Here is a 20423-nt window from a genome sequence, read left to right on the forward strand (position 1 = left end):
GACGGCCGGCGTCCGATCGCGTCGATCAATTTCGTGACCGCGCATGACGGGTTCACTCTGCACGATCTGGTGTCGTACAACGAGAAGCACAATGATGCCAACGGGGAGGGCAACCGCGACGGGGAGAGTCACAACCGGTCGTGGAACTGTGGTGTGGAGGGGGAGACCGAGGACGCCGATGTGATCGTGTTGCGGGAGCGGCAGAAACGCAACTTCCTGGCCACCCTGCTGTTGAGTCAGGGCGTGCCGATGATCGCGCACGGTGACGAGCTGGGCCGGACCCAGCGCGGCAACAACAACGTCTACTGCCAGGACAACGAGATCTCCTGGGTGGACTGGGACGACGCCCGCAACCATGACGTCCAGACGTCCTTCATCGCCTCGCTGACCGCGTTGCGCGCCGACCACCCGATCTTCCGCCGCCGGCGGTTCTTCACCGGCCAGGAGGTGAACGGCTCCCCGATGCCGGACATCGCGTGGCTGCGCCGCGACGGCGACCCGATGACCGAGCCGGACTGGACCGCGGACGAACCCGGGGCGGTCACGGTCTTCCTCAACGGCCACGGCATCCCGGAATCGAACGCGCTCGGCGAACCGATCACCGACGACTCGTTCCTGCTGTTGTTCAACGCCGCGCCGGAGCCGGCCGACTTCACCCTGCCGGACCAGGCCTACGGCCAGATGTGGGAGACCGTCGTCGACACCGCCGACCCCCTGCTGGCCGACGACCGGGGGAGCCTCAAGGCCCAGCAGCAGCTGACCGTCCCGGCCCACACCCTGCTGGCCCTGCGGTGCCGCTACTGACCGACGGCTGCGCAGGCCGCGATCGTTGATCGACCCCCGCCGGCCGCCCCGGAAGGCGGCCGGCGGGGGTCAACTCGTCCGCAGCAGTTCCGCCACCTCGCCGGGGGAGGCCCCGGCGGGCACCTCGACATCGAACGAGTACATCTCGTCGCTGAACCGCACGGTGATGCCGTCCGGCACCAGACTCCGGTACCAGGCCGCGAACCGTGCGGTCAGATCGTCGTCGCCCTCGAGTGAGATACCCGATCCGTCCGTCGCGGACCAGCCCTCGATGTCCGCCCCGTCCTCGGCGTAGGTCCAGCCCACGTCGCGCTGCCGGGTCACCCCCATCTCCGCGGCCGGCACGAGCGTCGCGCCCGGCCAGTCCGTGGAAAGGCGGGTCATCAGGGTCTGCCTCGGTACGCGCCAACCACCGTCGGGCGTCTCGAAGAAGATCAGGTATCTCATCTCGTTCCTACGGTTTGAGTAGTACGGTGCCGGGGATGTTCATGGAGGTGAGCAGGCCACCGAAGTAGTCGGCACTCTCCTGTGTGTTGGTGACGATACGCAGGCTGGTGAACCTCGTGGTCGGATCGTTGATGACCTTCCCGTACCGCTCCATCTCGTCGAGCAGGTCGGCACTGAGGAACGGCGGCGCCGTACCCGTGTAGGGGCTGCTCGATCCACCGTGGTGGAACTTCGTGTCGACCAGGGTGTTCCCGTCGATGCCGTCGGCCCAGATCTTGGCGCCGCCACCCCGGACCTCGAACTCGTAGAGCCCGGTCTCGGCCCGCTGGTAGTCGTACGCCTGCTGCTGTTTGATCTGCCCCTTGGTGACCGGGTTGTAATTCATCGGTGCGTTGCGGATCCCGGTGATGTCGCAGTTGTGGACCAGCAGCGAGGTGTCGCCGGCGCCCACGTAGTACGTGTGCAGGTCGTCGACGGTCAGGTCGTAGGTGCGGTCGCTGCCCTCGTACTTCTTGACTGCCGACAGCTGGACGTACGTCCCGGCGGAGGTGCGCAGCAGCTCACCCTCGCGCAGGTCGCCGGCCTGTACCCACGCCTCGCGGGTGACCGACCAGAACGGGTGGGTCTCCGTCGCGGTGACGGTGTGTTCCGCCCCGTCCTTCCCGGTGATGGTCAGGTCGACGAAGTTCTTGTCGTCGTCGGTCCGGATGGTGTGGGTGACCTGCCGGGCGCCGGTCTCGCCGGTCTGCGGGTCGGTCGCCTGGACGGTGTCGCCGGGCTCGACCTCCTCGATCGGCTTGCTCGTGCCGCCGGCCAGCAGGACCGGGGTGCCCGCGACGAAGCTGTGCGGAGCCGGGCAGGCCGATCCGTCGCCCGCGGACCTCCTGGTCTTGGCCTTGACCTTGTCGGCCACGGCCTTGGCCTTCTGTGCGGCCTTCTCGGCCGCCGCCTTGGCCGCCCGGTCAGCCGCGGCCTTGGCTGCCGCCGCCTTCTCGGCCGCGGCCTTGGCCGCCTTGGCCGCCGCGTCCTTGGCCGCCTGTGCCGCCTTCTCCGCGCCTTGGAGGACGGCCCTGGCCCACTTCACCTCCTCGAAGAAGGTGAACACGGCCTTGCCGGCCCGGAAGATGGCCTCACCGATCTTCTTGGCCTTGAAGATCTTGCCCCACGGCAGCGCCCCGACGACCATCGTGACGCAGGCGACCAGGTCGCCCTTGAGGCAGTTGATGATGTCGTTGATCCCGAGGAACTCCATCAGGACCTGGCCGCCGGCCTCCAGGATCACGTCCAGGGTGCTCTTGGACTGGATCTGGTTGGCCCGTGCGATCTCCTCCGGCGACGGCCCCTGCACGGCCGACGAGCCCGTGGTGGTCGGCCCGGCGTCCGGCACCGCGCCGGTCGGGTCGGTGTAGACCAGCGGGTTGTTGGACGCGTAGGTGTACGCCGAGGTGGCGCCCTGCGAGGTGGGTTGTGGATCCCGGCTGCTGAACCGGCCGGTGCCCGGGTCGTAGTTACGGGCCCGCAGGTAGTAGTTGCCGTCACCGGACGTCGAGTCCTGGTACTGCCCGGTGAACTGCATCGGGTTCGGCACGCTCTGCGCCGGCAGGTTCTGCCCGGCCAGGGTCGGTCCCTCGCGCGGGTTGCCGAACGGGTCGTAGTCGTAGCCCTTCTCGACCGTGCCGTCCGGCTTCAGCAGGTTGGCGATGCCGCCCAGCCAGTCGTGGGTGTAGGAGTGCACCCCGCTCGCCGGGTCGATCAGGCCGAGTGGCTCGTCGTCCGGCCCGTACGTGAAGCCGCGCTTCTCGACCACCGCACCGGCGCTGTTCTCGACGGTGTCGATGCCGATCTGCGGCAGCGTCCCGGCCACGTCCCACGACCAGTGCTGCCTGGTGGTCTGATTCTGCAACGTCGAGGTCGCGGAGACCCGCAGCCCGTCGGCGTCGTAGTTGAACACCGAGGTCTGGCCGTTGTCGAGGGTCGCCTTGGCCAGGGTGTTGTCGAGGTTGTACTCGAGCCGGTCCCCGCCGGCCTTGATCTGGTTACCGCGGGCGTCGTACCGGTACTCCTTCTCCCGCTCCCAGTTCGGGCCCTCGGTCTCCTCCTCGACCAGCTGGTCACCGTCGTCGTACTCGTACTCGGTGACGTCGTTGCCGGCGGTGCCGCTACGCACCTGCTTGGTCCGGTTGCCGTTGAGGTCGTACCGGTAGTCGATCCGGCCCGCCGGTTTGGCGTTCTTGTCGGTGCAGGAGATCACCGCGTAGCACGCCGAGGTGATCCGGTCGGCCTCGTCGTAGCTGTAGGCCACCGACTCGGCGACCCCACCGCGGGTGGTGACGACCCGGCTCGGGTTGCCGACCTCGTCCAGCGTCAGGTCGTATTCGGAGATCGGATCCTGTACGCCCGGAACCGGCTCGCCGGTACGGTCCGCGCCGATCGAGGTCAGCCGGCCCGCGTCGTCGTAGACCCGCTGCTCGGAGATCCCGGTCGGCCCCGGCAGGACGGTGCTGGTGCGACGGCCCGCGACGTCGTAGCCGAAGCTCCACTTCGCGCCCGCCGCGGTCAGCTCGGTGATGCGGCTGGCCGCGTCGTAGCCGTACGAGATCGTGGTCCCGTCCGGGTACTGCCGGGTCTTGACGTTGCCGCGCACGTCGTAGTCGTAGGTGTAGACCTGGTCGGCCCGGCCCGCCTCCTTGCGGGTGACCGTCTTGATCTGGTCCTCGTCGTCGTAGACCACCGCACGCACACCGGTCGGGTCGCCGTAGGACGTGACCCGGTCCTTGCCGTCGTAGCGCCACTGGTAGACCGGCCCGCCGGTGCCCAGCGTGCGCTGGTCGAGACGGCCGACGATGTCGTAGCTGTCGACCACGGTCCGCTTGCCGCGCTCGGCGGCACTGAGCTCGTCGATCTCCTCGTCGTCGCCCAGGGTGATCGTCTGGATCCGGTTGCCGTCCGCGTCGTACTTCGCGTACGTGTTGCGTTCCAGCGCGTCCTGGCTGCGCACCAGCCGGCCGGCCTCGTCGTAGTGGACGGTGGTCCGGTTGCCCTTCGGGTCGGTGATCGAGGTGAGCGCGCCGTCCTCGCCGTACCCGTAGACGGTGGATTCGTCCTCCGGGTCGTCGACCTCCGGCGTGGTCACGCTGCGCGGCTGGTCGTCGTCGTTGTACGTGTACCGCGTGGTGTGCTTCTTCGCGTCGGTGACCGAGACCAGCCGGTTGATCGCGTCGTACTGCGCCGTGGTGACGTTGTCCAGCGCGTCGATCGACCGGGTCTGGTTACCGATCCGGTCGTACTCGAAGTGCGCGGTGAACCGCTCCTTGTCCGCGCCCTCGACGTTGCCGCGCGGCTCGGTGACCGCGGCCAGCAGACCGTCGTCGGTGTACTCGTAGGTGGTCACCCCACCGGTCGGCGAGATCGTCTTGATCTTGTTGCCGGCCGGGTCGTACTCGGTCTTGGTCTGCGAGCCGCCCGCGTCGGTGATGCCGTTCTGCCGGCCACTGGGGTCGTAGGACAGCTTCGTGCTGCGGCCCAGACTGTCCGTGGAGCTGTTGACCAGGCCGCTGTTGGCCCGGTCGAACTTGGTGGCCTTGCCGAACTCGTCGACGGTCTCGACGCTGCGGTCCAGGTCGTCGACCTTGTAGTCGCGGGTCACCACCTGCCCGTTCGGGTACGGCCGCCGGGTCTGGATGATGTTGTCGTTGTTGTCGTAGACGAACGTGGTGGTGAAGTCCGCCCGGTTCGCCCCCGGCAGGTTGCCGCGCGGCGAGGTCGCCGACTGCACCAGGCCCTTGGCGTTGTACGTCCAGCTCGTGACCAGGTCGGCCTCGTGCTTCATGTCGATGGCCGAGGACGCGCGCCGGCCCGCCGCCGTGTAGGTGTAGAGAATCGTGCGCCGGGCCTCGAAGACCGTCTTGAGCAGCCCGTTGGCGAGGTAGGCGTAGGAGATCACCACACCTTCCGGGCTGACCGTCTTCTTCGTCCGGCCGACCGCGTCGTAGTCGGTCGTCTGCGGGGCGTCCTTGCCCGGCTGCCGGACCGCGACCATGCGGTCCAGCGCGTCGTAGGTGGTGCGGGTGGTGTAGTTCTCCGGTCTCGCCCCGGGTACCGTCCCGCGCGGGTCGGTCACCGTGACCTGCCGGCCCACCTTGTCGTAGCCGTACTCCAGGCGCCGGCCCTCGGCCGAGACCGCGGCCCGCAGCAGACCCGCGTTCGGCTCGCCGTCCGGGATGCTCTCCGAGCGGGTCACCTTGCCGCGCTGATCGGTGACGGTCACCATCAGACCGCGGGCATCGTAGGTGTACGTGATCGCGTGACCCTCGGGGTCGGTCGACTTCACCAGTTCGTCGAACTCGTTGTAGTCGTCGGTCCACTTCCGGCCGTCGGCGTCGACGTGGCTCGTCGGGTTGTTCCGCGCGTCGTAGGTCGTCTTCTCCGAGAACCGGCGCTGCGGCGCGAACTGCTCGACCAGGTTCCCGGCCGGGTCGTAGAACGACTCGTGCTGGTTCTGGTTGCCGTTGACCACCAGGCTGCGGTTCAGCGACCCGTCGTACCGGTGGTTGCTGGTGTCGCCGTTGCCGCGCTGCGAGTAGAGCAGCACGTTGCCCTTGTAGCCGTCCCAGACCACGACGTTGTCCGCGTCGGTGGTCTTCGCCTCCTGCTTCCCGGCGTTCCACACGAACGTGGTGGCCGCCCCGATCGCGTCGACCTGCCGGGTCACCCGGCCGCCCGCGTACTCGTTGGTCAGCGCGACCACCTTGTCCGGCTGGACCACCTGGGTCAGCAGACGGCCGGCGTCGTAGGTGTACTGCCAGTACTCACCCGCCGCGTCGCGGACCTTGGTGAGCAGGCCGCCGGTGTAGAAGTACTGCGTCTTACGGCCGTCCGGCAGCGTGATCGACTCGATCAGTCCACCGGCCAGGCTGGCCACCGTCTTGCGCGCCGAGGCGTCGGTGACGGTGACGCTCGTGGCGGTGTGCGCGAACCGCAGCCCGACCTGGCGCGGGTTGAGGATCGAGAGCAACCGGCCCTGCGCGTCGAAGGAGTACACGAGGTTGTTGCGGGTGACCAGCTCCCAGCCGTCGCCCGCCTTACGCAGCGTGGAGCGCACACCCGGCGGGCGTACGTATCCGTCGCCTTCGGCCTTGAAGATCGTGTCCGAGCCGTCCTCGGCCCGCACCAGTACGCCACCCTCGACCGGGGTGACCTTGAGGTCGTAGATCCACGCCCAGCCGGGCCCGAACGCCGAGGCGCCGGTGTTCAGCGAGGAGTAGGACCGGGTTGAGGTGAACGGGACGCCGAACGACGTGGTCGCGAGGTCCTTCTCGGTCCGGGTGAACGCGCCCGTGCCGGTGTTCACGCCGATCGCCCGCGACGCCTGGCTCGCCCCGGTCATGCCCAGGGCGACGCTGCATCCGCATCCGGCGGCCTGCCGGTCCGGGATCGCCGGCGGGTCGATGGTGGTACGCGGCTGCGCGTCCTCCGACCTCGCCGACGGCACCTCGCCGTCCGGGTAGAGGCCGGTGATCGTGACGAAGTAGGTCCGGGCCGCGTCCAGCTGCCAGCCCTGCTCGGCGCCGAGTGACTTGCAGTACTCCCGCAGCTTGCCGCAGCCGTCGTTGCCCAACTGGTCGCGGCCCAGGTCCACGGATTCCTGCCGGGTCTGCGACTCCGCGTCGTAGAGGTCGATCCGCCAGCGGTCGAAGCCCTGGTCCTTGAGGTTGAAGTAGGTGACCAGCGAGGTGTCGCCGACCACGAAACCGGGCCGCAGCAGCACGTCGACGAAGGCCTCGCCCGGTGCCGCCGCGGCGGCGAACCGTGCCGTGACGGCCTCGCCGCCGGCCTGCACCGACGGCGGCACGACCGGAGGCCGCGACTGTTCGGGGACCGCGGTGTCCGCAGCCGCGCCGGCCGGCAGGCCACGCTGCTGCGGATCCTGACCGGCCGAGACGGTCGGAACCTCACCCGGATCGGCGGAGGCCGGCACATCGGCCGGTGGCGCCAGGGTGATTATCAGTAGGAACGCGCAGGCTGTCGCCAGCCAGCGGATGCGCGCCGAAAAGGCAGTGGATGACATCGATGCTTCCCTCCCGCGGGAGAGCCCCCGCGACAAAGACCCCCAGAACAACTGCGCGCAGGCAAGCATGGAAGTACATCGATGCGCGACCCCGCCCGCCGATATGTCGGCTACGACGTCATTCACGCAGGAGCTGACGCCCCTCTGCCCCGTACGGGCGCAAGGGTCAGGGTTTGCGGCCCACCGCACAGAACTGGTCGATGTCCGGGGCGTCGACCTCGGGGCGCCAGCGGGTGACCGGGACCACGCCGGGCTCGACGAGCTCCAGCCCGTCGAAGAACCGGGCCAGGCGGCCCGGGCTGCGCAGGTGATAGGGCTGGGCGGCGGACTCGTTCCAGATCCGGGCCGCCTCGACGTTGGCCGGGGTGACGTCGGCGCCGTCGTAGACGGCCAGGTAGCTGCCCGACGGGACGGCCTCCATCGCCCGGCGCACGATGCCCTGCGCGACGGCGTCGTCCTCGACGTGCCCGAGAACGCCCATGAACAGCACCGCCACCGGCCGGCTCAGGTCCAGCGTCGCGGCCGCCCCGCGCAGCACCAGCTCCATGTCGTGCATGTCGGCGTCGATGTAGTCGGTGACACCCTCCGGGCCACCGGCGAGCAGCGCCCGCGCGTGCGAGAGCACCAGCGGGTCGTTGTCGACGTAGACCACCCGGCTGGACGGCGCGACCGACTGGGCGACCTGGTGGGTGTTGTTCGCGGTCGGCAGCCCGGTCCCGATGTCCAGGAACTGGCGCACCCCGGCCTCGCGGGCCAGGTAGGTCACGGCCCGGATCAGGTACGCCCGGCTGAGCCGGGCGCTCTCGGCCAGCTCCGGCCGGCTGGCGAGGATCTGCTCACCGACCGCCCGGTCGGCGGCGAAGTTGTCCTTGCCGCCCAGCAGGAAGTTCCAGATCCGCGCGGTCTGCGGAACGCCGGCGTCCAGCGTGGGGGGCAGATCCCGGTCGTTCGGCACGATTGCTCCTATGTGGATCCGGTCGGGAGGGGTAAGCCTAGTCGCCGGTCGGTGACCTCGAGAGAATGGGTTCCGCGCCATTCCCGGAATTGCCCGGTAACGTATTCGGGCACGGTTTCACGCCCGGTCGCGAATGGTGCGCGCCGAGCATGGTGAAGCGGATTCCGCGAATTAGGTCATTCGCGATGAAGGGGGAGCGAACCCGGCCGGCCCGGCGTGCCGGGTGGCGCGCCCGGAAAGCCGGGACACGCAGGTACAACAGGTCTCCACAACGATTCCATATGATCAAGCCCCCGCCAGGACATCAGTGGTCGTCGATCGGGAGTGTAACTCAAAGCAGCGACACTCATCGACAATGACGTGCCAATGCGTATGATGCTCATCAATCAATTCGCTTGCCTTCGAACGGGGGTAATGGGCTCATGGGCTCATTGTGGGGGCGTACTGCGCCCTTTTTATCGCTACTTCTGGCCGCGACGGCGACGACTACCGTTTCCGGAACACCCGCCCACGCCGCGGACGAACCACCGCCGGTGATCGAGGACCACGCCTATCCCGGCGCCGACCGGATCCTGGCCGACCACGGGGTGAAGATCCTCACCGGGGACGGTCGGATCCGGTACGTCGCCGACTGCACCGGCCGCACCGACGTGTTCCAGGTCGAGAGACTCGTCGGCTCCAGCCTCGAGACCCACTGCTTCGAGGTCCTCGGCCCGCGCGGGTTCGTCACCATGGACGTGCCGAACGTCTTCCTGGTCAAGGGCGCGAACCGGACCGTCATCGCCAAGGCCACCTACGACGGCGAGACCGAGACGGTCACCGTGCCCCCCGACGGCTACGAACCGATCGGCGGCGGCGACGCCACCCACGCCCTGGTCGAACTACGCGTCGCGGGCAGTGAGCCCCTGCCCGCCGGCCCGGCCGCCGCACAGCCGTACGTCGCGAAGATCGACACCGGTGGCCGCAGCTGCACCGCCGTGCTGGTCGCACCCGAATGGCTGGCCACCACCAGATCGTGTCTGGGTGCGCCGCCGGAATCCGCGCCGGTGATCGTCGGCCGGGCCGATCTGCTGCGCTCCGGCGGTCAGGAACGCACGATCGCCGAACTGCTGCCCCGCGCCGACCGTGATCTCACCCTGGCCCGCCTCGACCAGCCGGTCACCGACATCACCCCGGTCGCCCTCGGCTCCACCGCACCGGCGGCCGGTGCCCAGGTGCGGAGCACCGGATACGGCCGGGCCGCCGACGGCTGGCCGGCGACCGCCGTACGCACCGGCGGGTACACGGTGTCCGCCGTCGACGGCACCACCCTCACCCTGGCCCGCGCCGCCGGTACCGCCACCAGTACCTGCAAGGGCGACGCCGGCGGTCCGGTCCTGCGCACCGTCGACGGCGGTGTGGAGTTGCTCGGCGTGCAGACCCGGTCCTGGCAGACCGGCTGCGTCGGAGTCACCGAGACCAGGGACGCGGCCGTCGCCGCCCGGACCGACGACCTCGCCGGCTGGATCCGGGAGAACACCGCCGACGCCTGCCAGACCACCGTGGAGAGCGGCTTCACCGCCCTGTACGACGGCCGCTCCGCACCCCGCGGCGCGTGGGCACCGGTCGGAGCCGGTGGCGTCGCCGAGGAACGGTGCACCCTCCGTGCCGACGCCGGCGCGACCCTGCTGCGCCACACCGGCGGGCGCACCCCTTCCGCGTACACCTTGCGCGCCGAATGGAAGGCCACCTCGGACCGGTCCGACGCCGGCGTGGTCCTCGGTGCCCCCGCCGGTGGCGACGCCGCCGCGGTCACCGCGCGCGGCGTGGAGGTCCAGATCAGACCGGGCGGCTCCGGAACGTCGGCGACCGGCGCGATCACCGGCCGCAGCGCGCCGTCCACCGACGCGCAACGCCCGGTCGGATCCTGGAACACCTTCGAGATCACCGTCGCCGAACGGCGCGTGACCGTACGGCTCAACGGCACCGTCGTGAACGAGTACCCGGTGACCGACCCGGCGCTGCTGCTCGCCTCCGGGGCGATCGCGGTGCAGTCGGACCCGGCCGAACCGCCGGTGTGGTTCCGCAACATCCGGCTGCGCACCGACGCCGCTCCTTTCAACGCCGGCACCGTCCCGGTCCTCTACGACTACGGCAGCGGCCTGACCCGGCTGTGGCAGCTGCACGGCGTCGGTGGCCAGCAGCCCGCGGTCACCGGGCGGATCGCCTGGGACTCCGGCACCGGCAACTGGGACGGCGCCCGCAGCCGGCCGGTCAGCGGCGACTTCAACGGCGACGGCCACCTCGACCTCGGTGTCTTCTACAACTACGACGGCGCCCGTACGCGACTGTTCGTCTTCGACGGCATCACCGGCTCCGGCGCGGTCGTCGGCCGGCAGGTGTGGGACTCCGGTCCCGGAACGTGGGACTGGAACCGGATCCGGGCGGTCGCCGGGGACTTCGACGGTGACGGCCGGGCCGAGATCGGGGCCTTCTACAACTACGACGGCGCCCAGACCCGCCTGTTCCTCTTCGACGACGTCGCCACCGGTCTCACCGTCCGCCAGACGTGGGACTCCGCTGCCGGCAACTGGGACGGAACCCGCGCCAAGTACGTCACCGGCGACTTCGACGGCGACGGCCGCGCGGAGATCGGCGGCTTCTACAACTACCCGGGCAGCCAGACCAAACTGTGGCTCTTCGACTCGGTCGGCACCGGCGCCATCACCCGCCTGGCCTGGGACTCCGGCGCCGGCAACTGGGACTGGAACCGGTTCAAGACGGTCGCCGGGGACTTCAACCGCGACGGCCGGACCGAGATCGGCGCGTTCTACCACTACGACGGCGCCCGGACCGGGCTGTTCGTCTTCGACACCATCGCCACCGGCGTCACGGTCCGGCAGTCCTGGGACTCCGGTGCGGGCAACTGGGACTGGAACCGCATCAAGGTGGTCACCGGCGACTTCAACGGCGACGGGCGTACGGAGATCGGCGCGTTCTACAACTACGACAACTCCCTGACCCGTCTGTTCGTCTTCGACGGCGCCGCGACGGTCCGCCAGGTGTGGGACTCCACCCGGGGCGGCTGGGACTGGAACCGCATGATCACCGTCACCTGACCGACGCCCGGTCAACAGCGGGGCGGCGGCAGGACCCACCAACCTGCCGCCGCCCCGCCACCTGCCTGCCTGTCTACCTGTCGCCGGGGACCTTCAGATCTTTCCGGCTGGCCCTCACCGCTGTCTCAGACGCGCTGAGACAGCGCTGACAGCCAGCCCGATCCGCCCGGCTGGTCCTCACCGCTGTCTCAGACGCGTTGAGACAGCGGTGGCAGCCAGCCCGATCTTCCCGGCTGGTCGTCACCGCTGTTTCAAAGGTCGTGAGACAGCGGTCAGGACCAGCCGGGAAGATCGGCGGCCACGCCGGGGGAGGGGGCCGCGGCTAGGATCTCGGCGGTGGGTAACTCTCCGGACCGCATCGCGCTGATCTCCGACGTCCACGGCAACCTCACCGCCCTGCAGGCGGTGCTGGCCGACATCGACTCCCGTGGCATCGACCTGATCTACAACCTCGGCGACTACGTAGGCAAGGGACCCCGGGGCCGCGAGGTGATCGACATCTGCCGCGAACGCTGCGCGGTGAACATCCTCGGCAACTGGGACGACTTCCTGCCGAATCCGGAGCGCACCTTCGACAGCGAGGCGCTGGCGTGGTGGCTGGCCCAGCTCGGCGAGGGGCAGGGCGAGTGGCTGCGTGCCCTGCCGTTCAGTCACGACCTGCTGCTCAGTGGCCGTCGGGTACGGCTGTTCCATGCCTCGTCGACGAGTGTGCACACGCGGGTCCGGTTCGACCACGACGAGCGTGAGTTCCACGGCATGTTCGCCAACACCCCGGCCACCGGTGACGGTCCGGCCCCGACGGTGGTGGGTTACGGCGACACCCACGACCCGTTCTACGAGGTGTCCGGCGACGGGCTCACCCTGTTCAACACCGGCAGTGTCGGCAACTCGATGAACGACCCCACCCCGGTCTACGTGATCCTCGAGGGCCGGCTCGGGTCAGCCGGCCCGGCGCCGTTCTCGGTGCAATTCGTCCGGGTGCCCTACGACGCCGAGGCGGAGATCGCGGCCGCGACCCGGCTGGGCATGCCCGAACTGGACGGCTACATCTCCGAGGTGCGCCGCGGCATCTACCGGGGCGCGATGACCGATCCGGGCAGTCCGCGCTACCACCGCCGCTGACCGTCGAGGGCGGCGAACTGGACGGGGGAGAGCCGCACCGTTGCGGCGGCGAGGTTCTCCTCCAGATGGGCGATCCGCGCGGTGCCGGGAATCGGCAGCATCACCGGCGACCGGTGCAGCAGCCACGCCAGCGCGACCTGGGTGGCGGTCGCGCCGGTCTCGGCGGCCACCGCCGCGAACACGGTGTCCGTCCCGGCCGTGCCCGCGGCGACCGGCCGCCACGGCAGGAACGCGATGCCGGCCCGTTCGCAGGCGTCCAGCACCGGTTCGTGCTCGCGGTCGAGTGCGTTGTACCGGTTCTGCACGGAGGTGATCTCGACGACCGCCCGTGCCTGGTCGAGCTGGTCGACGGTCACCTCGGAGAGCCCGATCAGATTGATCTTGCCGGCGTCCCGCAGTTCACGCAGGGTCCCGACCTGGTCGGCGAGGGGTGTCTCCGGGTCGACCCGGTGCAGTTGCAGCAGCTCGATGCGTTCCAGCCGCAGCCGGCGCAGCGCCTGGTCGACCTGGTCACGCAACACCTCCGGCCGCCCGTCGAGCCGCCACTCGCCGCCCGGGCCGGTCCGGGCGACGCCGACCTTCGTGGTGATCAGCAGCCCGTCCGGGTATGGGTACAGCGCTTCGGCGAGGAGTTCCTCGTTGGCGCCGCCGCCGTACAGATGGGCGGTGTCGATCAGGGTGACGCCCAGCTCGACCGCCCGCCGGGCCACCGCCCCGGCCTGCTCGCGGCCGGGGCCGGGGCCCGGCGCGGTCTCCAGATGCATGGCGCCGAACCCGATCCGCCCGGTGGGCAGCGTCGTCGATGTCATCGGCGCCACGCTAGCAGCGTTTCCGGCGGCGGGTGGGCCCACACCGGGCCCCCGTCAGCCCGGTCATCCCGGCGATCATCTTCGGAAACCAGACGTAGGTTGTCAGGTTTTCGCGGAAGTGTCGTGGTCATGACGACGCAACCACTCACCGGGAAAGTGGCCCTCGTGGCCGGGGCGACCCGCGGCGCCGGGCGGCAGATCGCCGTGCAACTCGGCGCGGCCGGGGCCACCGTCTACGCGACCGGCCGCAGCACCCGGGCGGCCCGCTCCGAGTACGGCCGCCCGGAGACCATCGAGGACACCGGCGATCTGATCACCGAGGCCGGCGGCACCGGCATCGCGGTACCCGTGGACCACCTCGACCACGAGCAGGTCGCCGCCCTGGTCCAGCGGATCGACAGCGAGCAGGGCCGCCTCGACGTGCTGGTCAACGACATCTTCGGCGGCGACCCGCTGACCACCTGGAACAAACCGGTCTGGGAACAGCCCCTCGATCCCGGGCTGCGGCTGCTGCGCCTGGCCATCGACACCCACATCATCACCAGCCACTACGCAATGCCGCTGCTGATCCGCAACCCGGGTGGCCTGGTGATCGAGGTCGGCGACGGCACCACCGACTACAACGCGGCCAACTACCGCCTGTCGGTCTTCTACGACCTGGCCAAATGGTCGGTCAACCGGCTCGCCTTCACCTGGGCCCACGAACTCACCGACCACGGTGCCACCGCGGTCAACGTCACGCCCGGGTGGCTGCGCTCGGAGATGATGCTCGACGTCTTCGGCGTCACCGAGGAGAACTGGCGCGACGCCTGCGCGAAGGAACCGCACTTCGCGATCTCCGAGAGCCCGGTGCTCATCGGCCGGGGGATCGCCGCCCTCGCCGCCGACCCCGAACGCGCCCGCTGGAACGGCAGATCGGTGTCCAGCGGCGACCTGGCCCGCGACTACGACCTCACCGACGCCGACGGCAGCCGCCCGGACGCGTGGCGCTACGTCGTCGAGGTGCAGGATGCCGGCCGGCCCGCCGACGTGACCGGTTACCGATAGAGGTCACCGAGACGGCGCGCGGCGTCGGCGAACCGTTCCCGCAGGGCGGGCGGCTCCAGCACCTCGACCTCCGGGCCCAACCTCAGCATGTACGTGTAACCGACGTCCAGTGACTCCACCGGCAGCCGGGTCCGCACCCACCCGTGCCGATCCGGCTCGCCGGCCACCTCGAGCGCCTCCCGCACCGCCGGCGGCTCGGCGACGAACCGCAGCCCCCGTAGCCCGTCCGGGCTGAGCCGGATGGTGATCGTGGTCCGCAGCATCTGCCGTACGAACTCGGCCGCCCGCTGCGCCCAGAACTCCGGCAGGTCGAACTCCGGGTCACGGGTGAATCCGGCGCCGGTCGGCTCGACACCGGTGATCCGGTCGACCCGGTAGGTGCGCAGGTCCGCATCGACCCGGCCGACCAGATACCAGACCCCGCTCTTGAGGACCAGACCGTACGGCTCGACGTCCCGGCCGACCTCCTCGTCACGCCGCCGGTAGCGCATGGTCAGCACCCGGTCCTGCCACACCGCCCGCGCCAGCTCGGCCAGCTGCTCCGGCGGGTCGGCCCGGTCGAACCAGCCCGGCGCGTCCAGGTGGAACCGCTGCCCGGCCCGCTGTGACGCCTCCCGCAGGCCCGGCGGGAGCGCGGCCAGCACCTTGCGGCGTACCGACTGGACCGGCTCGTCCAGGCCCATGTCCCGCGCCGGGCCCGGCAGGCCGGCCAGGAACAGCGCCTCCGCCTCACCGTGACTCAGCCCGGTCAACCGGGTCCGGTAGCCGCCGACCAGCCGGTATCCGCCGGTCCGGCCCTGTTCGGCGTAGACCGGCACCCCGGCCGCCGACAGGGCCAGCGCGTCCCGGTAGACGGTCCGCTCCGACACCTCGAGCTCGGCGGCCAGCTCCCCGGCGGTGAGCATGCCCCGCGACTGTAGGAGCAGAACCATGTTGATCAACCGGGCGGCGCGCATGCCCCGATTCTCGGCGACCTCACGCCTCAGGGGAATTGCGCCACTTTTTGTTTTGCGGGTCGTTGTAGCAGGCTCGAAAGTGAGGGGATGTTCCCACTTTTCAACTTCCGTGCCCTTTTCGGTGCTGTTGTCGGTGTGGTCGCGGTCGTCGCCGGGATGTTCAGCCCGGTCCGCGGCCACTGGGACGTCACGCTGGCCGGGGTCGCCGGCACGTCCGCGGCCGTCCCGGCCGTCGCCGCGCCCACCATGACCCTGACCGGCTTCCAGGCCGCACCGGTCGTGCGCCGCGGCCCCGAACAGCTGCGCCTGACCCCCGGCAGCCGGGTCGACCTCGACTCCCGCGCCCCGGACTGGGGCGCCGGCGGCTGTGCCGAGCGCTGCGACCTCACCCTCGACGATCAGGGGAGTGGCCTGGCGGAGATCGCCGGCGGAGAGCTGGCCGACAAGTCGGCCACCTACCACTCCTGCCTGGCCGCGAGCGAGTACGGGTTCACGATCACCGCCGACCGCGCCGGCACCGGCCTGGAGGCGTGTGCCCGTACCAGCGACGGCCGTCATGCCGGGATGACCGTGACCGGCGTCGAGAAGAGCGGCGACCGGATCGCCGTGCTGGTCGTGACCCTGACCGTGTGGGAGGCGCCGCCGGTGACGATCGTCCGCACCGACGAGGAGGAGCCGCCGCTGTTCCAGGACCTGCCCGACGATGTGTGAACCCCTCAGCCTGCCCGAACATCGGCTCACTCGCGGTGGGTGTTGACCAACACCGCTCACCCTTGGCGCCGAGAGGCGTAGAACCGGAGGAAGGATCCGATCCGGGAGGGTAAGTGCGGGGATTCGTGACATCAGTGGTGCTGGCCGTGCTCCTCACGACGACCGGCGTGCCGGCCCGGGCCGCGGCCCCGACCTGGACCGCCGTCTCGGCCGCGGACGGCACCTGCGCCATCCGCAGCGACGGCAGTCTGTGGTGCTGGGGCACCAATCACCGGGGCACGGTCGGCGACGGCACCACCACCGGCCGCACCCGCCCGGTCCGCGTCGACGACAGCCGGGCCTGGGCTAGCGTGTCGCGTTCCTGGTCACACACGTGCGCGACCCGTACCGACGGCAGCCTGTGGTGCTGGGGTGACGCCTCCGCGGGCCAGCTCGGGCTGGGTGCGGCCGCCGGCACGCAGCCGCGGCCGGCGCGGGTGGGCACCGACACCTGGAAGTCGGTCAGTGTCACCGGGGAGCGGACCTGCGCCATCCGCACCGATGGCAGCCTGTGGTGCTGGGGCGGCAACTGGATGGGCCAGCTCGGCGACGGGACGGAGACCGAGCGGCGGACGCCCACCCGGATCGGCGCCGCCACCGACTGGACCCGGGTGGCCGTGGCCCGCATGCACACCTGCGGTCTGCGCGGCGACGGCACGCTCTGGTGCTGGGGCTACAACGTCAACGGCGTCCTCGGCGACGGGCAGCCCGGAACCGGCCGGAAGACGCCCGCCCGGATCGGGACGGCCGCCTCCTGGACCGAGGTGAGCGTCACGGAGGAGCGCACCTGCGCGCTGGACCGCGACCGGGCGCTGTGGTGCTGGGGTTCCAACCATCTGGGCCGGCTCGGCGACGGGACCGAGATCGACCGCCCGGCCCCGGTACGGATCGGCGCCGGCAGGTCGTGGGCGTCCGTCTCCGTCGGCGCGGACCACATCTGTGCGGTGACCACCGGCGCCGACGCCCTGTGCTGGGGTGACAACACCGAGGGCCGGCTCGGCGACGACACGACGGTGCACGCCCGAAGCCCGGTGCCGGCCAGTCCCGATCTGGACTGGCGGGCTCTCAGCGCCGGCACCGCACACACGTGCGGGCTGACCACCGGCGGCGAGCTGTGGTGCTGGGGTGACAACGGCGGCAACCAGTTCGGCGACGGCACGGACATCTCCTCACCGATGAGCGGTACCCCGGTACGGGCCGGCACCGCCACCGGCTGGGCCGAGGTCTCCGGCGGCGGCGACCACACCTGCGCCCGCCGCACCGACGCCACCCTGTGGTGCTGGGGCGGCAACCGGGCCGGCCAGCTCGGTGACGGAACCACCACCTCCAGGCCCGTTCCGCGGCGGGTCGCCGGCACCTGGAAGACGTTCGCCACGGACACCGACACCACCTGCGGCGTCCGCGACGACGGCACCCTGTGGTGCTGGGGCGCCCTGCCCCGGAAGAAGACCGTCACCGCACCCCAGCGGGTCGGCAGGCTCGCCACCTGGACCGGCGTCACCGTCGGCGAGTCACACATCTGCGCCCGGCGGGACGACGCCACCCTGTGGTGCTGGGGCGGCAACCACGCCGGTCAACTCGGCAACCGCACCACCACCGTGCCCCGCGAACCCGTGCCGGCCCGCCGGGAGATCAGCGCGTCCTGGGCCGAGGTCACCGCCGGTAGCGCACACACCTGCGGCCGCGACACCGGTGGCCGGGTCTGGTGCTGGGGCGACGACACTTCCGGCCAGCGCGGCGACGCCCGCGGCACCTCACCGGCGCAACCGCTCGTCCTTCCGCCGGTGAGCTCGATCCACGCCCGGTCCCGCGACACCTGCGCGCTCGGCGCCGACCGGAGCCTGTGGTGCTGGGGCGACGACGGGGCCGGCCAACTCGGCGGCGGCGACCCGTTCCGGCAGGACGTCCCCCGGCAGCTCACGACCGACCGGGACTGGACCCACCTGACCCTCGGCCATTCGTTCCTGTGCGGCATCCGCGCCGGCGGAAGCCTGTGGTGCTGGGGCGCCAACGGCCGTGCCGAACTCGGCGACATGACCCGCGAATACAAGACCCGGCCCGTCCGCGTCGGTACGGACACCGCCTGGCTCACCGCGGGAACAGGAAGGGTGCACACCTGCGGTATCCGTACCGACCGGAGTCTGTGGTGCTGGGGCGACAACAGCAAGGGTCAGCTGGGCGTGGTACTCCCCGCCCGGCGGGCCGTGCCGGTGCCCACCGGGCCGTGATCAGGCCAGCAGCTGCGCCAGCCGGGCCGCGCCCACGTTGCCGCCGGACAGGATCACCCCGACCCGCGCCGGTACCGGGCGGATCCGTCCGGTGAGCAGCGCGGCCAGGCCCGGCGCGCCACTCGGCTCCAGCACCAGCTTCAGCCGGTCGACGGCGAACCGCATCGCGTCGCGCAGCTCGTCGTCGCTGACCACCACGATCTCGTCGACCAGCTCCTTGTTGATCGCGAACGTGAGGTCACCGGGAACCGCCACCGCGAGACCGTCGGCGATGGTGTGCGGCACGTCGATCCGGACCGGCCTGCCGGCGGCCAGCGACCGACGGGTGTCGTCGGCGGTCTCCGGCTCGACACCGATCACCCGGATGCCCGGATACCGGCCCTTGGCGGCGATCGCACTGCCGGCGATCAGGCCGCCACCGCTGACCGGCACGACGATCGCGTCCAGTTCGCCCGCCTGCTCCAGCAGCTCCAGGGTGGCGGTGCCCTGACCGGCCACGATGTCCGGATGATCGTACGGCGGGATCAGCGCCACCCCACGCTCCGCAGCGAGCCCGCCGGCGATCGCCGCCCGGTCGCCGGTGTACCGGTCGTAGGTGACGATCTCCGCGCCGTACCCGGCGACCGCGTCGAGTTTCGCGGCCGGGCTGTCGGCCGGCATCACGATCACCGCGGAGCCGCCCAGCTCCCGGGCGGCGAGAGCGGCGGCCTGCGCGTGATTGCCGGACGAGTAGGCCACGATGCCGCGGGCCAGTTGATCGGGGGAGAGGCGGGCGATCGCGTTGTAGGCGCCCCGGAACTTGAACGCGCCACCACGCTGGAGATTCTCCGCCTTGAGATGGACCTGCGCGCCGGTCAGGCCGTCGAGAGTCCGGGAGCGGATCACCGGCGTACGGTGCGCGACCCCCTCGATACGGTCGGCAGCGTCCAGGACATCCTGCAAAGTCACCGTCATGCCCCGATCGTAAGGGGCGCCCGCGGCTCCCGGGCCGTACAACGGTGGTCGGGTGTTGACCGTGTGGCCCCGGTTGCCGAGACTGCGACGATGGCGACCGTACGCGCGGCCGGGATCCGCGGTTTCGACGAGGTGGTCCGTGACCTCGGCGCGGACCCGGCGCCGCTGGTGCACGCCGCCGGACTCGACCTCGCCGTCCTCGACCACGACGACCTCCCGATCGAACAGTCCCGCCTGGCCGCCCTCCTGGAGTCGGCCGCGGTCTCGCTGCACTGCCCCGACCTCGGGCTCCGGATGGCCGCCCGGCACGGCCTGGACACCCTCGGGCCGCTCGCCGTGATGCTGGCCAACTGCCGTACCGGCGCCGACGCGCTCGCCGCCACCCAGCGTTATCTCACCGTGCACAGTGACGCCCTGCACGTCGACCAGACCACCGACCCCGACGGTGAACCCGGTGTCATCGCCCTGCGCTACCGGGGCCACCCGCCGGGCCCGCCGCCGGTACAGGCCACGGACGCCGGAATCGGGTTCCTGCACCGGGCGCTGTGCCTGCTCTTCGGCGACGGCTACGGCCTGCTCGACGTGCGCCTGTCCTACCACCCCGCCGCGGACCCCGGCTGCTATCGGAGCTTCTACCGGGCGCCGGTCCGCTTCGGCGATCCCGAGTCGCTGCTGCGCGTCCGGGCGGAACTGCTGGCCCGGCCGATCACCGGCGCCCACGAGGACCTGCGCACCCGCGCCGAGGCCTACCTGCGGACCCTCCTGCCGGACGTCGACGACATGACCGGCCGCATCCGCACGGTCGTCGACGGGATGCTGGTGTTCGGCGCCGTACCGATGGAGGCCGTCGCCCGTGCCCTCGCCCTGCACCCGCGCACATTGCAACGCCGCCTCGCCGCACAGGGCACCACGTTCGCCCACATCGTCGACAACATCCGCCGGGAACGGGCCCGCCACTACCTGACCGAGACGACCCTGCCGTTCGGTGCCGTCTCGGCCCGGCTCGGCTTCGCCGAACAGGCCACCTTCAGCCGTGCCTGCCACCGCTGGTGGGGCGTCCCACCCCGGCGGGTACGCGCCGTCCGGCGTACCGCGTGAGCAGCGCCGACCGCCGGCAGCGGTACTGGGACACCACGGGGGCGACCAAGACCTTCACCCATCCGGTCCACCGGGAGTGGCTGGCCGG

At 70.9% G+C, this 20423-nt stretch carries 12 protein-coding genes and 1 pseudogene; 7 read left to right on the forward strand and 6 right to left on the reverse strand.

The window, feature by feature from the left end:
* Positions 1-804 (forward strand): annotated as a pseudogene (locus tag BC793_RS33765) (glycogen debranching enzyme); the annotation flags it as partial.
* Positions 805-873: 69 nt separating this feature from the next.
* On the opposite strand, the gene BC793_RS33770 reads toward BC793_RS33765, so the two are convergent.
* From BC793_RS33770 to BC793_RS33780, 3 genes are all read right to left on the reverse strand, one after another.
* A complete protein-coding gene (locus BC793_RS33770) occupies positions 874-1188 on the reverse strand; it encodes a hypothetical protein (protein ID WP_146246558.1) in 315 nt (104 codons plus the stop codon).
* Between the two features lie 70 nt (positions 1189-1258).
* Positions 1259-7318, reverse strand: a complete 6060-nt coding sequence (locus BC793_RS33775) for a polymorphic toxin-type HINT domain-containing protein (RefSeq protein ID WP_109599981.1) — start codon at positions 7316-7318, stop codon at positions 1259-1261.
* A gap of 166 nt (positions 7319-7484) precedes the next feature.
* On the reverse strand, positions 7485-8354 hold the full coding sequence (locus BC793_RS33780) for an SAM-dependent methyltransferase (protein ID WP_109599983.1): 870 nt from the start codon (positions 8352-8354) through the stop codon (positions 7485-7487).
* A gap of 452 nt (positions 8355-8806) precedes the next feature.
* On the opposite strand from BC793_RS33780, the gene BC793_RS33785 reads away from it, so the two are divergent.
* Positions 8807-11371 carry a 3-keto-alpha-glucoside-1,2-lyase-like domain-containing protein gene (locus BC793_RS33785; RefSeq protein WP_158319436.1) on the forward strand — a complete coding sequence of 855 codons (2565 nt, stop codon included), beginning with the start codon at positions 8807-8809 and terminating at the stop codon, positions 11369-11371.
* Between the two features lie 336 nt (positions 11372-11707).
* The gene (locus BC793_RS33790; RefSeq protein WP_203896446.1) at positions 11708-12493 is read left to right on the forward strand and encodes a metallophosphoesterase family protein; all 786 of its coding nucleotides are present in this window, start codon (positions 11708-11710) and stop codon (positions 12491-12493) included.
* Here the strand turns inward: BC793_RS33790 and BC793_RS33795 are convergent.
* Complete coding sequence (locus BC793_RS33795; protein WP_109599987.1) at positions 12478-13302, reverse strand: aldo/keto reductase; 825 nt, start codon at positions 13300-13302, stop codon at positions 12478-12480. The two genes, BC793_RS33790 and BC793_RS33795, sit on opposite strands and share 16 nt — an antisense overlap.
* A gap of 129 nt (positions 13303-13431) precedes the next feature.
* On the opposite strand from BC793_RS33795, the gene BC793_RS33800 reads away from it, so the two are divergent.
* Positions 13432-14349, forward strand: a complete 918-nt coding sequence (locus BC793_RS33800; RefSeq protein ID WP_109599989.1) for an SDR family oxidoreductase — start codon at positions 13432-13434, stop codon at positions 14347-14349.
* Here BC793_RS33800 and BC793_RS33805 read toward each other — a convergent pair.
* Positions 14340-15305 carry a helix-turn-helix transcriptional regulator gene (locus BC793_RS33805; protein WP_109599991.1) on the reverse strand — a complete coding sequence of 322 codons (966 nt, stop codon included), beginning with the start codon at positions 15303-15305 and terminating at the stop codon, positions 14340-14342. The two genes, BC793_RS33800 and BC793_RS33805, sit on opposite strands and share 10 nt — an antisense overlap.
* Before the next feature lie 87 nt (positions 15306-15392).
* Between BC793_RS33805 and BC793_RS33810 the strand changes: the two genes are divergently transcribed.
* The gene (locus BC793_RS33810) at positions 15393-16016 is read left to right on the forward strand and encodes a hypothetical protein (RefSeq protein ID WP_146246559.1); all 624 of its coding nucleotides are present in this window, start codon (positions 15393-15395) and stop codon (positions 16014-16016) included.
* Positions 16017-16129: 113 nt separating this feature from the next.
* Entirely contained in the window at positions 16130-18283 is a 2154-nt protein-coding gene (locus BC793_RS33815) for an RCC1 domain-containing protein (RefSeq protein ID WP_109599994.1), read from the forward strand.
* Here the strand turns inward: BC793_RS33815 and BC793_RS33820 are convergent, their stop codons facing one another.
* The gene (locus tag BC793_RS33820) at positions 18284-19237 is read right to left on the reverse strand and encodes a pyridoxal-phosphate dependent enzyme (RefSeq protein ID WP_109600265.1); all 954 of its coding nucleotides are present in this window, start codon (positions 19235-19237) and stop codon (positions 18284-18286) included.
* Positions 19238-19327: 90 nt separating this feature from the next.
* On the opposite strand from BC793_RS33820, the gene BC793_RS33825 reads away from it, so the two are divergent.
* Positions 19328-20335 carry an AraC family transcriptional regulator gene (locus tag BC793_RS33825; protein WP_109599996.1) on the forward strand — a complete coding sequence of 336 codons (1008 nt, stop codon included), beginning with the start codon at positions 19328-19330 and terminating at the stop codon, positions 20333-20335.
* The last annotated feature ends 88 nt before the right edge of the window (positions 20336-20423 follow it).

It is taken from the genome of Actinoplanes xinjiangensis (assembly GCF_003148685.1).
Taxonomy (GTDB): Bacteria; Actinomycetota; Actinomycetes; order Mycobacteriales; family Micromonosporaceae; genus Actinoplanes; species Actinoplanes xinjiangensis.

What these genes read in the sequence shown, in the direction of transcription:
- BC793_RS33795 (WP_109599987.1), bottom strand. Translation starts at nt 13,302, where the DNA reads ATGACATCGACGACGCTGCCCACCGGGCGGATCGGGTTCGGCGCCATG.
- BC793_RS33810 (WP_146246559.1), top strand. Translation starts at nt 15,393, where the DNA reads ATGTTCCCACTTTTCAACTTCCGTGCCCTTTTCGGTGCTGTTGTCGGT.
- BC793_RS33820 (WP_109600265.1), bottom strand. Translation starts at nt 19,237, where the DNA reads ATGACGGTGACTTTGCAGGATGTCCTGGACGCTGCCGACCGTATCGAG.
- BC793_RS33775 (WP_109599981.1), bottom strand. Translation starts at nt 7,318, where the DNA reads ATGTCATCCACTGCCTTTTCGGCGCGCATCCGCTGGCTGGCGACAGCC.
- BC793_RS33770 (WP_146246558.1), bottom strand. Translation starts at nt 1,188, where the DNA reads ATGACCCGCCTTTCCACGGACTGGCCGGGCGCGACGCTCGTGCCGGCC.
- BC793_RS33800 (WP_109599989.1), top strand. Translation starts at nt 13,432, where the DNA reads ATGACGACGCAACCACTCACCGGGAAAGTGGCCCTCGTGGCCGGGGCG.
- BC793_RS33825 (WP_109599996.1), top strand. Translation starts at nt 19,328, where the DNA reads ATGGCGACCGTACGCGCGGCCGGGATCCGCGGTTTCGACGAGGTGGTC.
- BC793_RS33805 (WP_109599991.1), bottom strand. Translation starts at nt 15,305, where the DNA reads ATGCGCGCCGCCCGGTTGATCAACATGGTTCTGCTCCTACAGTCGCGG.
- BC793_RS33780 (WP_109599983.1), bottom strand. Translation starts at nt 8,354, where the DNA reads ATGGCGCGGAACCCATTCTCTCGAGGTCACCGACCGGCGACTAGGCTT.